Annotated in this window: 14 protein-coding genes, 2 pseudogenes and 1 riboswitch; of the genes and pseudogenes, 6 read left to right on the top strand and 10 right to left on the bottom strand. The window is 73.9% G+C overall.

Features of this window, described 5'->3' with window-relative positions; genetic code table 11:
* Positions 1-82 precede the first annotated feature (82 nt).
* Positions 83-1,000 carry a LysR family transcriptional regulator ArgP gene (locus ABEA53_RS13555; protein ID WP_345481784.1) on the bottom strand — a complete coding sequence of 306 codons (918 nt, stop codon included), beginning with the start codon at positions 998-1,000 and terminating at the stop codon, positions 83-85.
* 68 nt (positions 1,001-1,068) lie between these two features.
* Between ABEA53_RS13555 and ABEA53_RS13550 the strand changes: the two genes are divergently transcribed.
* Complete coding sequence (locus ABEA53_RS13550) at positions 1,069-1,752, top strand: LysE/ArgO family amino acid transporter (protein ID WP_345481782.1); 684 nt, start codon at positions 1,069-1,071, stop codon at positions 1,750-1,752.
* Between the two features lie 7 nt (positions 1,753-1,759).
* On the opposite strand, the gene ABEA53_RS13545 is transcribed toward ABEA53_RS13550, so the two are convergent.
* The 4 genes and pseudogenes from ABEA53_RS13545 to ABEA53_RS13530 form a co-directional block, all read right to left on the bottom strand.
* Positions 1,760-2,419, bottom strand: coding sequence for a methionine ABC transporter permease (locus tag ABEA53_RS13545; protein WP_345481781.1), 660 nt, complete (start codon positions 2,417-2,419; stop codon positions 1,760-1,762).
* A 3-nt stretch (positions 2,420-2,422) separates the two neighbouring features.
* Positions 2,423-3,436 (bottom strand): methionine ABC transporter ATP-binding protein, encoded by a 1,014-nt coding sequence (locus ABEA53_RS13540; protein WP_345481780.1) that lies wholly within the window; start codon positions 3,434-3,436, stop codon positions 2,423-2,425.
* A gap of 63 nt (positions 3,437-3,499) precedes the next feature.
* Positions 3,500-4,180, bottom strand: a pseudogene (locus ABEA53_RS13535) (MetQ/NlpA family ABC transporter substrate-binding protein); the annotation flags it as partial.
* A gap of 12 nt (positions 4,181-4,192) precedes the next feature.
* Complete coding sequence (locus ABEA53_RS13530; protein WP_345481779.1) at positions 4,193-4,471, bottom strand: hypothetical protein; 279 nt, start codon at positions 4,469-4,471, stop codon at positions 4,193-4,195.
* A 295-nt stretch (positions 4,472-4,766) separates the two neighbouring features.
* Between ABEA53_RS13530 and ABEA53_RS13525 the strand changes: the two genes are divergently transcribed.
* From ABEA53_RS13525 to sufU, 3 genes are read left to right on the top strand one after another with little or no spacing between them, the layout of a single operon-like run.
* The gene (locus ABEA53_RS13525) at positions 4,767-5,576 is read left to right on the top strand and encodes a hypothetical protein (protein ID WP_345481778.1); all 810 of its coding nucleotides are present in this window, start codon (positions 4,767-4,769) and stop codon (positions 5,574-5,576) included.
* A 42-nt stretch (positions 5,577-5,618) separates the two neighbouring features.
* Complete coding sequence (locus ABEA53_RS13520; protein ID WP_345481777.1) at positions 5,619-6,923, top strand: aminotransferase class V-fold PLP-dependent enzyme; 1,305 nt, start codon at positions 5,619-5,621, stop codon at positions 6,921-6,923.
* The gene (gene sufU, locus ABEA53_RS13515) at positions 6,920-7,363 is read left to right on the top strand and encodes a Fe-S cluster assembly sulfur transfer protein SufU (protein ID WP_345481776.1); all 444 of its coding nucleotides are present in this window, start codon (positions 6,920-6,922) and stop codon (positions 7,361-7,363) included. The genes ABEA53_RS13520 and sufU overlap by 4 nt, the downstream gene beginning before the upstream one ends.
* Here sufU and ABEA53_RS13510 read toward each other — a convergent pair.
* On the bottom strand, positions 7,360-7,728 hold the full coding sequence (locus ABEA53_RS13510; protein WP_345481774.1) for a fluoride efflux transporter FluC: 369 nt from the start codon (positions 7,726-7,728) through the stop codon (positions 7,360-7,362). The genes sufU and ABEA53_RS13510 overlap by 4 nt on opposite strands.
* Positions 7,725-8,150, bottom strand: coding sequence for a fluoride efflux transporter FluC (locus ABEA53_RS13505; RefSeq protein ID WP_345481772.1), 426 nt, complete (start codon positions 8,148-8,150; stop codon positions 7,725-7,727). The genes ABEA53_RS13510 and ABEA53_RS13505 overlap by 4 nt, the downstream gene beginning before the upstream one ends.
* 25 nt (positions 8,151-8,175) lie before the next feature.
* A riboswitch (Fluoride riboswitch) is annotated at positions 8,176-8,247 on the bottom strand.
* A gap of 27 nt (positions 8,248-8,274) precedes the next feature.
* Here ABEA53_RS13505 and ABEA53_RS13500 point away from each other — a divergent pair.
* Positions 8,275-9,948, top strand: a complete 1,674-nt coding sequence (locus ABEA53_RS13500) for an amidase (protein WP_345481771.1) — start codon at positions 8,275-8,277, stop codon at positions 9,946-9,948.
* Here the strand turns inward: ABEA53_RS13500 and ABEA53_RS13495 are convergent.
* The 3 genes and pseudogenes from ABEA53_RS13495 to ABEA53_RS13485 form a co-directional block, all read right to left on the bottom strand.
* Positions 9,945-10,175, bottom strand: a complete 231-nt coding sequence (locus ABEA53_RS13495) for a hypothetical protein (protein ID WP_345481770.1) — start codon at positions 10,173-10,175, stop codon at positions 9,945-9,947. The genes ABEA53_RS13500 and ABEA53_RS13495 overlap by 4 nt on opposite strands.
* 164 nt (positions 10,176-10,339) lie before the next feature.
* A pseudogene (locus ABEA53_RS13490) lies at positions 10,340-10,793 on the bottom strand (SRPBCC family protein).
* Positions 10,794-10,876: 83 nt separating this feature from the next.
* Positions 10,877-12,664: a glycoside hydrolase family 15 protein gene (locus ABEA53_RS13485; RefSeq protein WP_345481769.1), complete on the bottom strand. Its 1,788-nt coding sequence runs from the start codon at positions 12,662-12,664 to the stop codon at positions 10,877-10,879.
* Between the two features lie 202 nt (positions 12,665-12,866).
* On the opposite strand from ABEA53_RS13485, the gene ABEA53_RS13480 reads away from it, so the two are divergent.
* Positions 12,867-14,069: a mechanosensitive ion channel family protein gene (locus tag ABEA53_RS13480; protein ID WP_345481768.1), complete on the top strand. Its 1,203-nt coding sequence runs from the start codon at positions 12,867-12,869 to the stop codon at positions 14,067-14,069.
* Positions 14,070-14,106: the final 37 nt, after the last annotated feature.

The raw sequence follows: 14,106 nt of genomic DNA, 5'->3' as shown, positions 1-14,106 counted from the left end.
ACCGACATCGGTTCGCGAACGCCACTACACCCTGCGGACTCGCAGCGCGAAGCGACGCGCCGACGGTGCGGAACGACGCGATTCAGGTCCCGGGCACGGGGCGCAGCCGCTCGCCGGCCGTGCGGCGCACCGCCGCCGTGACCGTCTGCAGCAGCGGCGACGCCAGGTTCCAGTGCTGCCACCACAGGGTCACGTCCGCGTGGCGTCCCGGGGTCAGCTCCACGAGCCGCCCGTCCGCCAGGGCGGGCAGCGCCTGGGCCTCCGGCAGCAGGCCCCAGCCGAGACCGAGCTCGACCGCCCGTGCGAAGTCCGCGGACGACGGCACGAAGTGGCGCGGGGACCGCGGCGCGTGGCCCAGCACCCGCCGCAGGAAGCCCTGCTGCAGGTCGTCCGCGCGGTCGAAGTCGACGAGCGGCACGCGGTCGAGGCGGTCGACGGTCTCCCGGTCGGAGCGGGTGCCGGGCAGGCGGGCTGCCACGAACGCCGGGGAGGCGACGGCGAGGTAGCGGTCGACGCCGAGCGGCACGGCGAGGCAGCCCTGCACCGGCTTCCGCTCCGCCGTCACCGCCGCGACCACGGTGCCGTCGCGCAGCAGCACCGCGGTGCGGTCCTGGTCCTCGCGGTGCAGGTCGAAGACCACCTCCGTCCGCTGCGTGACGGCGACGAGGGCGTCGAGGAACCAGGTGCCGAGCGAGTCGGCGTTCACGGCGAGCGCGAGCACGGGCACGGCCGTCGCGGCGTCGCCGTCGAGCTCCCGCGCCGCCTCGTCGTCGAGCAGGCGCACCTGCCGCGCCAGCCGCAGCACCGTCTCGCCGGCGGCCGTCGGGCGGATCGGCGCGCTGCGCTGCAGCAGCACGCGGCCGGCCAGCTGCTCCATCGCCTTCACGCGCTGCGACACCGCGGACGGCGTGATCGACAGGGCCCTCGCGGCGCCGTCGAAGGAGCCGGTGTCGACCGCCGCGAGCAGCGTCTCCAGGTGGTCCGATGTGAAGCGCGGCATCAGCGCAGCTTACGGAGCTTCAGAAGCTGTAGCTCGACTGCAGGACGCACCGTCCGTACCGTCGAGCCGTGCCTCCGCTGCTCGCCCTCCTCGCCGGTCTCGGGACCGGGCTCGGCCTGATCGTCGCGATCGGTGCGCAGAACGCCTACCTCCTGCGGCTCAGCGCCACGGCGTCGCGCCGCACGACGGCCGCGGCGGTGCTCGTCTGCGCCGGCTCCGACGCGGTGCTCATCGTCGCGGGCGTGCTCGGCGTCGGGGTCGTGGTGCAGCACGTGCCGGTCGCGCTGCTGATCGCGCGGCTGGCCGGCGCCGCCTTCCTGCTCACCTACGGCGTGTTCGCCGTCCGTCGCGTGCTGCGGCCGACCGGCGCCGGCCTGGGAGCGGAGGCGGAGGAGGGCGAGCCGCCGTCGCTCGCAGCCGGCGGCACCCGCGTGCTCGAGCGGAGCCCGCGCACCGCCGTCCGCCCGGTCCGCGCACTGCTGACGATCGCCGTGTTCACGTGGGCGAACCCCCACGTGTACCTCGACACGCTCGTGTTCCTGGGCTCCGTCGGCACCCAGCAGCCGGCGGACGTGCGGTGGTGGTGGGTCGCCGGCGCGGTCGCCGCGAGCTGCCTCTGGTTCTCCGCCATCGGGTTCGGCGGGCGCCTGCTCGCGCCGCTGCTCGCCCGCCCCGCCGCCTGGCGGGTCCTCGACGGCCTGATCGCCGTCGTCATGATCGCGCTCGGACTGTCCCTGCTGCTCGGCGCCTGATCCGAGGTCAGCGGCGCAGCGCGACCCGGGCGAGCCGGTTCCCCGCGAACTGGCCGACCTGCACGATGACGATGATCGTCGCGACCGTGATGTAGACGACCGGCCAGTCGTAGCGCTGCGACCCGTAGGTGATCGCGAAGTCGCCGAGCCCGCCGCCGCCGATCAGGCCGACCTGCGCCGACATGTCGACGATGCCGACGAAGAGGAACGTGTAGCCGAGGATCAGCGGCCCGAGCCCCTCCGGGATCAGCACCGTGACGATGATCCGGAGGGAGGAGGCGCCGGCCGCGCGGGCGGCCTCGAGCACGCCCGGCTCCACGGCGACGAGGTTCTGCTCCACGATGCGCGACACGGCGAACGCCGCCGACAGCGAGAGCGCGAAGGTCGCACCGGTCGGCCCGAGGTAGGTGCCGAGCACCGCGATCGTCAGCGGCGCGATCGCCAGCACGAAGATCACGAACGGCACCGGGCGCACGATGTTCACGACGACGTTCAGCACCGTGTAGACGGTCGGGCTGGAGAGCAGACCGCCTCGGCGCGTGACCGCGAGGGCGACGCCGAGGACCAGCCCGAGGACGCCCGCGACGACCATCGAGATCACGACGATGTAGAGGGTCTGCCCGATCGCGGTCAGGTAGGCGGGGATGTCGCCGAGGAAGCCGTCCATGTCTCAGTCCTCCTCCTGGAACGCGAGGTCGGCGTCGCGCAGGGCGGTCAGCGCCGCGTCGACGGCCGCGTCCGGGCCCGCGAGCGCGTAGGTGAGCGCACCGATGGAGCGGCCGCCGAGCTCGCCGATGCCGCCGTGCACGAGCTCCGCCTCGACGCCGTTGCCGGTGAGGGCGCGGGCGACCGCGGCGACGAGCCCCGGGCGGTCGGTCACCGCCACGGTGATGATGCGGCCGTCGTGCGCCGCGCGGATGCGCTGCAGCACCGCGGCGCTCGGCCGGTCGTGCAGCACGCCGCGCACGAAGCGCGCTGCGGCGGGGGAGGAGGGCGCCGCGAACACGTCGTACAGCGGTCCCTGCTCGACGACCCGGCCGCCGTCCATCACGACCACGCGGTCGGCGATCGCGCGCACCGCCTCCATCTCGTGCGTGATGAGCACGATCGTCACCCCGAGCTCCTGGTTGACCCGGCGCAGCAGCGCGAGCACGTCGGCCGTCGTCTCCGGGTCGAGGGCGCTCGTGGCCTCGTCGGCGAGCAGCAGGTGCGGGTCGGTGGCGAGCGCGCGGGCGATGCCGACCCGCTGCTTCTGGCCGCCGGACAGCTGCTCCGGGTAGGCGTGCGCCTTGTCGAGCAGGCCCACGAAGTCGAGCAGCCGCGCCACCCGGGCGTCCCGCTCGGACTTCGCGACGCCCGCGACGCGGAGGGGGTAGGCGACGTTGCCCGCGACGGTGCGGGATCGGAACAGGTTGAACTGCTGGAAGATCATGCCGACGCCGCGGCGCACGGCCAGCAGCTGCCGCTCGGTGAGCGCCGTGATCTCGTCGTCGCCGACGAAGACGCGCCCGGCGGAGGGGCGCTCGAGCCCGTTGATCAGGCGGACGAGCGTGCTCTTGCCGGCGCCCGAGTAGCCGATGACGCCGACGATCGAGCCGCGCTCGACCGTCAGGGACACGTCGTCGACGGCGCGGACGGCGCCGTAGGTCTTCGAGACCGATTCGATGCGGACCGAGGCGACCACCGGTCCTCCTTCCATGCGGGTGGCCCGCCCATCGCGGGGCGGGCCACCTCGAGTGCTCGAGCGCTACTCCGCGGCCTTCGCGTCGGTCTCGACCTTCGCGAGGATCTGCTGCAGCTTGGCGGGGCTCCAGGTCTCGAAGACCGCCGAGCCGCCGTTCTCCCGCTGGACCTCGTCCGTGATGGCGGCGGTGTGGTACAGCGCCGCGAGCTTCAGCAGCAGCGGGTCCTTCGCGTCGGCCCTGCGGGCGACGAACGCGTTCACGTAGGGCTCCGCGCCGGCGGACGACGGGTCGTCCTGGGCGATGATCTGGTCCTTCGGCAGCTTCGCGTCGACCGCGTAGTTCTTGTTCACGATCGCGGCGGCGACGGAGCCGTTCTTCACCGCGGTCGCGGTCTGCGACGCGTCGACCGGCTGGACCTCGATCTTCGCGGACACGATGTCCTTCGTGGTCGAGAAGGCGGTGCCGCCGTTCTTCAGCGTGACCAGGCCCGCGCTCTGCAGCACCAGCAGGCCCCGCGCCTCGTTCACGGCGTCGTTCGGGATCGCGACCTTCGCCTTCGCGGGCAGCTTCGACGGATCGTCGTACTTCGCGGAGTAGAGCGGCAGCGGGTAGATCGCGGTCGCACCGATGGGCTGCAGGTCGTCGCCGCTCGTCACGTTGTAGTTGGCGAGGTACTGCAGGTGCTGGAACTCGTTGAGGTCGAGCTGCTTCTGCCGCAGCGCCGGGTTGGGCTGGCTGTAGTCGGTGAAGTTGACCTACTTCACGGTGACGCCGAGCTGCTGCTGCGCCAGGTCGGCGAACGTCTTCCAGTAGGGCTGCGAGATGTCCGCGATGCCGATCGTCACGGTGCGGCCGCTCGCGGCGCTGCTGCCGGCCGCGGCCGGGCTGCCGCCGGTGCTCGGGCGGTTGACGAGGACCAGCGTCGCGATCACGGCGATCACCACGACCGCCGCCACCACGATCGTGGTGATGATCGGACCGCGGCGCCGCTCGCGCTGCGGCAGTCGAGGGGCGTCGGGAGGGGTCGCGCTCATGGTGTGCCTCTGCTCTCGGTGCTCGGCGTGCTTCCGGTGCTGCGCCGCACGGCGTGCGACCGGCGGCGTCCTTCGAGCCTGAGGGAGGCGCCCGAGCGGGCCAAGTCGGCGACGAAACGTGACACCGTGCGACGCCGTGTGACGCCGCCGAGGACGTTCCAGCGGCGGGATCGGGTAGGCGGCCCGCGCCGCGTCCCCAGGACCGGGGGTGCCGACGATCCGTGCACACCGCGCTCCGGCTCGTCGTGCGGAGCGCTCCGTCGTCGCACGATGCTCGGCGACGGAGGAGGACGGAATGCGCGGCGGTCGAGCAGGGGTGCGGCAGCGCGCGGTGGTGACCGCGCTCGTCCTCGCGGCCGTGGCAGCACTGCCGGCGCCCGTCGCCGAGGCCGCCCCGGCCGGCGTGTGGCTGCAGCGCACGGACCCCCTGTCGACGGACCCGATCCGGCTGCAGGTCGCGGCCGTCGACGCAGACGGCTTCGCGACGCCGTTCACCGGGCGGGTGACCGTGTCCGTCGGCCGCACGAGCACCACGGTGCCCGTCAACGGCGCCACGGGGCAGGAGGAGATCGAGGTGCCGACGACGGCGCTGGCTGGCGGATCCGCGACGGCGACCGCCGTGCTGCGCGCGGGCGGCAGGACCCTCCGCGGCTCCGTGGTCGGCATCGCGGACGTGCCGCCGACCGTGGAGCTGCGCGGCTTCGGCTGCGGCGTCGTCACGCCCAAGCGCACCAGGGTGGCCTGGCAGGTCGTGCGGCTGAACGGTCGCCCGATCAGCTACCCGGCCTGGACGCCCGCCTCGGACACCTTCCCGGCGTACGTCCGCAGCGTGCGGCCCTCGGTCATCACCGACTCGCTCGACCAGCCGCTGCGCACCCGCGGCGCCGTGGTCATCAGGCGCGGCGCGAAGCGGGTCGCGACGATCGCGCTGCCGTCGGCGCAGCGGCGCCTGCTGTTCTCGGCGCCCTGGCGCGGCACCGTCGCCGGCCGCTTCGCACCGGGCGCCTACACGGCGACCGTCACCCTCGTCGACGCGCTGGGCCGCACGAGCACGGCGACGCAGCAGCTGCTCGTCGCGAGGAGCGACGCCGGCCGCTGCGCCTGACGCATGCGCAGCGTCCGGGCGCAGGCTCCGTACGCTGGTGCGATGCCCGTCGCACAGGGGACGCGCCCCCGCCCCGCCGAGACCGCGCTGTCGGACGACGAGGTGCGAGCGCTGCGCGCCGACTTCCCGATCCTCGCGGACGAGCGGCTCGTCTACCTCGACTCCGGCGCGACCAGCCAGAAGCCGCGTGCCGTGCTCGACGCGGAGCGCGCCTACCTCGAGCACGAGAACGCGGCCGTGCACCGCGGTGCGCACACCCTCGCCGCGGAGGCGACCGAGCGGTTCGAGGACGCCCGCGCGACGGTCGCCGAGTTCATCGGTGCCGACGAGGACGAGGTGTCCTGGACGCTCAACGCGACCGCTGCGCTGAACACGGTCGCCGGAGCGATCGGGCACGCCTCCGCGGGCCGCGGCGGCGCGGAGGCGGACCGCTTCCGGCTGCGCGCCGGCGACGAGATCGTCGTCACCGAGCTGGAGCACCACGCGAACCTGATCCCGTGGCAGGAGCTCGCCGCGCGCACCGGCGCGACCCTCCGCTTCGTGCCGATCGACGACGACGGCGCCCTGCGGATGGAGGAGGCGGAGCGCGTCATCGGCTCCGCGACGCGCATCGTCGCGTTCAGCCACGTCTCGAACGTGCTCGGCGGCGCCCTGCCCGTGGCCGAGCTGGTCGGGCTCGCGCAGCGGGTCGGCGCGCTGACCGTGCTCGACGCCTGCCAGTCCGTGCCGCACCTGCCCGTCGACGTGCGAGCGCTCGGCGTCGACCTCGCCGCGTTCTCGGGGCACAAGATGCTCGGTCCGACGGGCATCGGGGTGCTCTACGGGCGCCGCGAGCTGCTGAACGCGCTGCCGCCGTTCCTCACCGGCGGCTCGATGATCACGACGGTGACGATGGAGGCGGCGGAGTACCTGCCGGCCCCGCAGCGCTTCGAGGCCGGCACGCAGCCGGTCGCGCAGGCCATCGGACTCGCCGCTGCCGCCCGGTACCTCGACGCGGTGGGCATGGACCGGATCGCGGCGCACGAGGCGGAGCTGGGCGCCCGCCTCGCCGAAGGCCTCGCGGCGATCGACGGCGTGCGGCTGCTCGGTCCCGCTGCCGGCGCGCCTCGGGTCGGGCTCGCGAGCTTCGTCGTCGCCGGGGTGCACGCGCACGACGTGGGCCAGTTCCTCGACGACCGCGGCATCGCCGTGCGCGTCGGCCACCACTGCGCGCAGCCGCTGCACCGCCGGCTGGGCGTGACCGCCTCCACGCGGGCCAGCACCGCCCTGTACACGACGCGGCAGGAGGTGGACGTCCTGCTCGAGGGGGTCCGCGACGCCGTCCGCTTCTTCGGGGTAGCGGCATGAGCGGCACGAGCGGCGGGCTCGGCGGCCTGTACCAGGAGGTCATCCTCGACCTCGCCCGGCACCCGCACGCCAAGGGGCTCGAGGACGGCGCGGCCGCGTCGTCGCACCAGGTCAACCCGACCTGCGGCGACGAGGTGACCCTGCAGCTGCACGTCGCGGACGGGCGGATCGACCGCGTCCGCTGGGACGGCGACGGCTGCGCGATCTCGCAGTCGTCCGCGTCGATCCTGGCGGATCTCGCGCCCGGGCTCGGCCTCGAGGACCTGCAGGTCCGCATCGACGCGTTCCGCACCGCGATGCGCTCGAAGGGGCGCATCGAGCCGGACGAGGACCTGCTCGGCGACGCCGTCGTGCTCGGCGGCGTCTCCCGCTACACCGCGCGCGTGAAGTGCGCGATGCTCGCCTGGGTCGCCGCGGAGGCGGCGCTCCGCTCCCTCTAGGCGCCCAGCGCGAGGCCCAGCAGGGCGGCCGCGACCGAGGCGACGAGCACGCCGAGGCCGTAGACCAGCGACGCGGCGGCGCGGCCCTGCTGGATCAGCCGCACGGTCTCGACGCTCGCGGTGCTGAACGTCGTGTAGCCGCCGAGCAGGCCGGTGCCGAGCACGGGCAGCAGTCCGGGCGGCAGCCCGTGGCCCGCCAGCGCGGTCAGCAGCCCGAGCAGGAACGACCCCGACACGTTGATCAGGGCGGTGCCCCACGGCCACCGGCTGCCGACCGCCTGCCGCACCGCGCCGTCGAGCGCGAAGCGCAGCACGGCGCCCAACCCGCCCGCGACCGCGAGCAGCACGAACAGCCCGGGGTTCACCGCCGGGCTCCGCGCGCGCCGACCAGGACCCCGGCCCACGCGGCGACGGCGCCGAGCAGCACCGATCCGACGGCGTAGCCGATGCCGAGCCCGGTCGATCCGTCCTGCAGCAGCCCCGCGGTCCCGACCGTCAGGGTGCTGTAGGTGGTGAAGCCGCCGCAGAACCCCGTGCCGAGCGTGAGCCGGGCGAGCCGGCGCCCGCCCGTGTCGGGGCCGAGCCGCAGCAGCGCCTCGAGCAGCAGGCCGAGCGCGAACGCGCCGGACAGGTTGATCAGCAGGATCGCGAGCGGCAGGCCGCCGACCGTCGGCACGACGAGGGCGAGCGCCTCCCGCGCGGCGGTGCCCACGGCGCCGCCGACCGCGACGACGGCGAGCATCGCGGGGCGCAGGTGCACCGCGCGCACGGGATCGGGGACGGTCACAGCAGCTCCTGGCGGCGGCGGGACGGGGACGGCAGGGGCCATCAGCGTCGACGCGGTTCCGGCCGCAGCCGAGGCGAGCTCCATCGCCGTGCCCAGGCTAGCCGCGTGCTGCCAGGATCGAGCGGTGGCGGGGTTCGAGGTGGTGGAGGCGGCGATCGCGCGACTGCGGGACGCGCTCGAGCGGGGCGAGGTCACGGCGGAGGGGCTCGTGGGGCACTTCCTCGCGCGCATCGACGCCTACGACCGACACGGACCGCGGCTGAACGCCGTGCCGGTGCCGAACCCCGACGCGCTCGAGGAGGCGCGGGCGAGCGACGAGCGCCGCGCCGCAGGCCGCCTGCTCGGTCCGCTCGACGGCGTGCCGTACACCGCGAAGGACAGCTACGCGGTGCGCGGCCTCACGGTCGCGGCCGGGTCGCCCGCGTTCGAGTACCTCGTCGCCCGGCGCGACGCCTTCACGATCGGCCGCCTCCGCGACGGCGGCGCGATCTGCCTCGGGCTGACGAACATGCCGCCGATGGCCAACGGCGGCATGCAGCGCGGGCTCTACGGCCGTGCCGAGAGCCCGTACAACGGCGAGTACCTGACGGCCGCGTTCGCCTCCGGGTCCTCGAACGGCTCCGGCACCGCGACCGCCGCGAGCTTCGCCGCCTTCGGGCTGGGGGAGGAGACGTGGTCGTCCGGCCGCGCGCCGGCCTCCAACAACGGGCTCGTCGCCTACACCCCCTCCCGCGGCGTGATCTCGGTGCGCGGCAACTGGCCGCTGGTGCCGACGATGGACGTCGTCGTGCCGCACACGCGTTCCGTGGCGGATCTGCTCGAGGTGCTCGACGTCGTCGTCGCACCCGATCCGGAGGCCTCCGGCGACTTCTGGCGCCTGCAGCCGTGGGTGCCGATCCCGCCCGTCGACGAGCTGCGGCCCGCCTCCTACCCGGCGCTCGCCGAGGACGCGACGCTCCACGGCCTCCGCCTCGGGGTGCCGCGGACGTACCTCGGCGAGGAGCCGCGCATCCCGGTCCGCCCTGCGGTGCTCGACCGCTGGCGCATCACCCGGCAGCGGCTGGAGGCGCGGGGCGCGGCGGTCGTGGAGATCCCTTTCCCCGTGGTGACGGCGTACGAGCAGGGGGTCCGCGGCGGCCAGCAGGGCCTCGTCGACCGCGGGCTGGTACCGCCGGACTACCTCGACCGCGAGCTGTGGGACCTGTCGATCTGGGCGTGGGACCGGTTCCTCGCGGACAACGGGGACCCCGCGCTGCATCGCCTCGCGGACGTCGACGGCCCGCGGATCTTCCCGCGCCCCGAGGGCGCGCTGCCCGACCGGTACGGAGAACTCGACGTCGACCTGGCCGAGTACGTCGAGCGGGCGCGGCGCGGCGTGCCCGGGCTGCTGGACATCCCGTCGATCCCGGCGGGGGTGCGCGGGCTGGAGGAGGCCCGGCGGCGCGACTTCGAGTCGCAGCTCGACGCGCTCGCGCTCGACGCGGTGGTGTTCCCCGCCGTGGCGGACGTCGGGCCCGCGGACGCGGACCGGGACCCCGCCTCCGCGGACCTCGCGTGGCGCGACGGCACCTGGGTCGCCAACGGCAACCTGGTGATCCGCCACCTCGGCATCCCGACCGTCACGGTGCCGATGGGGCTGATGGCCGACATCGGGATGCCGATCGGGCTGACGATCGCCGGTCGCGGGTACGACGACGTCCGGCTGCTGCGCATCGCGGCGGCGATGGAGCGCGAGGGCGTCACCGAGCGGCACGCGCCGCCGCGCACGCCGCCGCTGGTGGGCGGAGGGGCGGGCTAGGACGCGCGCAGGATCCGCGGCTGCAGGTGGATCGGGTCGCCGCGCTCGCCGTCGAGGGCCAGGCCGACCGCGAAGCGGGTCAGGTCGCCGACCGCGCGCAGCAGCCCGACGAAGGCGCGCAGGGCGGGCGCGGGGCGGTCCGGCGCGATCAGCACCGACTGCTCGAACGCGGCCAGCGCCTGGCGCAGCTGCTCGTCCGCCCGGGCGGCGCTCTGGTGCGGATCCATCTCGCTGCGACGCTAGGCAGGCGCGGCGAACGGGGGGGTGAACCGCGACCGGCGTGTCGCCGAACCGTGCGCCCGGGGCCGGACACGACGATCGCCCCGGCGCCGAGGGGCACCGGGGCGATCGATCAGCGACGCGGGCTCATCGGCTCGCGATCGCGGGAGGTTCAGTCGCGCGGGACGTCGCCGCGCCAGGCGCCGGTCTCGCTGGGCCGGCTCTCGATGAACTCCTTGAAGTGCGCGAGGTCCTTCTTGACGCTGCGCTGGTCGAAGTTCAGGAGGTCGCCCGCCTTCTCGATGAGGCCCTCGGGGGCCCAGTCGATCTGCACGGCGACGCGGGACGAGGTGTCGGAGAGCTTGTGGAAGGTCACGACGCCGGCGTGGCTCGTGCCGTCGACGCTCTTCCAGGCGACGCGCTCGTCCGGGTGCTGCTCGGTGATCTCCGCGTCGAACTCGCGCTCGACGCCGCCGATCTTGACCTTCCAGTGGTTGTGCGTGTCGTCGATCTGGTCGATCGACTCCACGAAGCTGAGGAACTGGGAACGTCTCGAACTGCGTCCACTGGTTGTACGCCTTGTCGACGGGGACATCGACGTCGACGGTCTCGATGATCTGTGCCATGGCTCGCAGAGTATGGATGTGGTCTGAGTGCAGTCCGGGAGTGCTCTGTGCGCCCGCGGTGCGCCGTCCAGACGACGGGGGCGTCAGCGGTGCCGCGTGTCGCGCCCGGACTCGATCGCGTCCGCGGCGCGGACGAGCGCGAGGTGGGACAGCGCCTGAGGGGTGTTGCCCGCCTGCCTCCCGCCCTTGATGTCGTACTCCTCCGACAGCAGGCCGACGTCGTTCGACAGGCCGACGAGACGGTCCATCAGCCGCCGGGCGTCCTCGTGCCTGCCGCTCGACGCGTACTGCTCCACGAGCCAGAAGCTGCAGGCGAGGAACGGGTACTCGCCGGGGGTCAGCCCGTCGTCGCTCTGCCCCGTGCGGTACCGCATGACCAGGCCGTCGGGCATCAGGTCCTGCTCGATCGCGGCCACGGTGCCGAGCATGCGCGGATCGGTCGCCTTCACGTAGCCGACCTGGGGCAGGATCAGCAGCGAGGCGTCGACCTCCTTCGAGCCGTACGCCTGCACGTAGGTGCCGCGCTCCTCGTCGAAGCCCTGCTCCTCGATCTCCTCCTCGATCCGGCTGCGCAGCTCCTGCCAGCGCTTCACCGGGCCGTCGAGGCCGAAGCGCTCGTGCGCCTTGATCGCCCGGTCGAACGCGGCCCAGACCATGACGCGGGAGTGCGTGAAGTACCGCTCGGCGCCGCGCATCTCCCAGATGCCGCTGTCCTTGCGCTGCCAGTGCTGCTCGGTGAACGCCATGAGCGCCCGCTGCACCGGCCAGGCGTGCTGCTGGTCGCGGATGCCCTTCTCGCGCGCCTCCTGCAGCGCCACCATGACCTCGCCGATCACGTCGGCCTGGTACTGGTCGACGGCGCCGTTGCCGATCCGGACGGGGGAGGAGCCCTCGTAGCCGGGGAAGTTCGGCAGCTCGCGCTCCATGAGGTCGCGCTCGCCGGCGAGGCCGTACATGATCTGCACGTCCGCGGGGTCGCCCGCGATGGCGCGGAGCAGCCAGCTGCGCCAGCCGGTCGCCTCCTCCAGGTACCCGTGGTTGATCAGCACCGACAGGGTCAGCGAGGCGTCGCGCAGCCACGTGTAGCGGTAGTCCCAGTTGCGCTCGCCGCCGAACTGCTCGGGCAGGCTCGTGGTGGCGGCGGCCGCGATGCCGCCGGTGTCCTCGTGGGTCAGCGCGCGCAGCACGATGAGGGACCGGACGACGTGGTCGTGGTACGCGCCCTGGTGCGAGATGCCGCTCGTCCACTCGTCCCACCACGCCTGCGTGGACGCCGCGAGGGCGTCCACGTCCAGCGCCGGCGGGGCGTCGCGGTAGGAGGGGTACCAGTTGAGGACGGCGTCCACCGTCTCGCCCTCGTGCACGTCGAACACGCCCTCGTGCGCCTCGCCGCGCGCGCGGAGGCGGGGCCCGCGGATGATCACCGCGTCGGGGCCGGCGGTCGCGATGATGCCGTGCCCCGGCTCGCCCTGCACCTGGCGCACCCACGGCACCGCCCGGGCGTAGTCGAAGCGCACCGCCACCTTCTGCCGCATCGTGACCGTGCCGCGGACGCCGCGGACCCGCCGCACGATGTCGGCCGACCGGTTGCCGTGCGGCATGAAGTCGGTCACCTCGACCTCGCCGGTGGAGGTCGACCAGCGGGTGACGAGCATGAAGGTGTTCTCGATGTAGGCGCGCGTGGAGGTGGCGGCCTCGTCCTCGGGGGCCAGCCGCCAGCAGCCGTGCGACTCGTCGCCGAGCAGGGCGCCGAACATGCTGGGGGAGTCGTACCGCGGGAAGCACAGCCAGTCCATGCTGCCGTTCCTGCCCACGAGGGCCGCCGACTGGCAGTCGCTGATCATCGCGTAGTCCTCGATCGGCAGGGGCATGGCGTCATCCTGGCCCGCGCATTCCGCACGTCGCATGGACGGCGCGTCAGCGGCGGCTGCTCCCGCCGCACGAACCTGAGCGTGTGCCCGATCCCGGGCTGCGCCTCGCGCGGGACGAGGAGGCTCCGGCACGATGGTCGGTCGCAACGGAGCGCCGACGGACCGGGTGCGATCGGCGCTTCCCGGAAAGGGAGGAGCAGCCGTGGACCTCGCTGCCGTGTGGGCCGACGTCGTGGCCGTGTTCTGGACGCGCCTGCTGGCGTTCGTGCTGATCGCCGCGGCGATCGGCGTCGTCGCGGCGGGCGTGGCCGGCCTCGTGTTCCGTGCGGTCGCGCGCCGGCGCGGCTGGCCCGCGCGATCCGTCGACCGGCTCCGGTGGCCGTTCCGCTGGCTGCTCGTGACGATCGGCGTGTGGATCGCGGCGAAGGCGTCGTTCGCTGGCGTCGGCTCCGACCTCCTCGACTACAAGACCCCCGTCGACCAGGTCCTGAACATCGCGGTGATCGCGCTCGCGGCGTGGTTCGTCGCGACCGTGGTCTCGCTGCTCGTCGACGTCGCGCTGGTCCGCTACCGCACGGACGTCGCGGACAACCGCGCCGCCCGCCGCATCCGCACGCAGGTGCTCGTCATCCGCCGCGTCGCCGTCGCGGCGATCGTGGTGGTCGCGCTCGCGTCGTCGCTGCTCGTGTTCCCGGAGGCGCGGGCCGCGGGCGCCTCACTGCTCGCCTCCGCCGGAGTCGTGTCGATCATCGCGGGGCTCGCCGCGCAGTCGACCCTCGGCAACGTGATCGCCGGCATGCAGCTCGCGTTCTCCGGCGCCATCCGCGTGGACGACGTCGTGATCGCGAACGACGAGTGGGGCCGCATCGAGGAGATCACGCTCACCTACGTCGTCGTGCACGTGTGGGACGACCGACGGATGGTGCTGCCCTCCACCTACTTCACGACGACGCCGTTCGAGAACTGGACCCGCACCTCCAGCCAGCTGATGCAGTCGGTGGACTTCGACCTCGACTGGCGGGTCGACCCCGGCGCGATGCGGGACGAGATGCACCGGATCCTCGCCCGCACCGACCTGTGGGACGGGCGCGTGTCGGTGCTGCAGGTGACGGACGCGGTCGGCGGCATGATCCACGTGCGGATCCTCGTGACCGCCGTCGACGCCCCGACCCTGTTCGACCTGCGCTGCTTCGTGCGCGAGGAGATGATCCGCTGGCTGCACGAGCGCCAGCCGGAGGCCCTGCCGCGCACCCGCGTGCAGCTCGTGGAGCCGACCCTCGGACGCGGTCCGGATCCGGTGCGCCGGTCGGACCGGGACGACCGCGAGCTGTTCGGCGGCTCGAAGGAGGCGGAGGCGCGCAGCAAGGACTTCACGGGCCCCGTCCGCACCCAGCGCCCCCGCTGAGCCGAAGCGGGTCCGGACCGGATCCCGGTCGGAGGAC

Origin of the sequence: Amnibacterium soli (assembly GCF_039544415.1) — a bacterium.
Taxonomy (GTDB): Bacteria; Actinomycetota; Actinomycetes; order Actinomycetales; family Microbacteriaceae; genus Amnibacterium; species Amnibacterium soli.
This window is presented reverse-complemented; position numbering and strand designations above follow the sequence as displayed.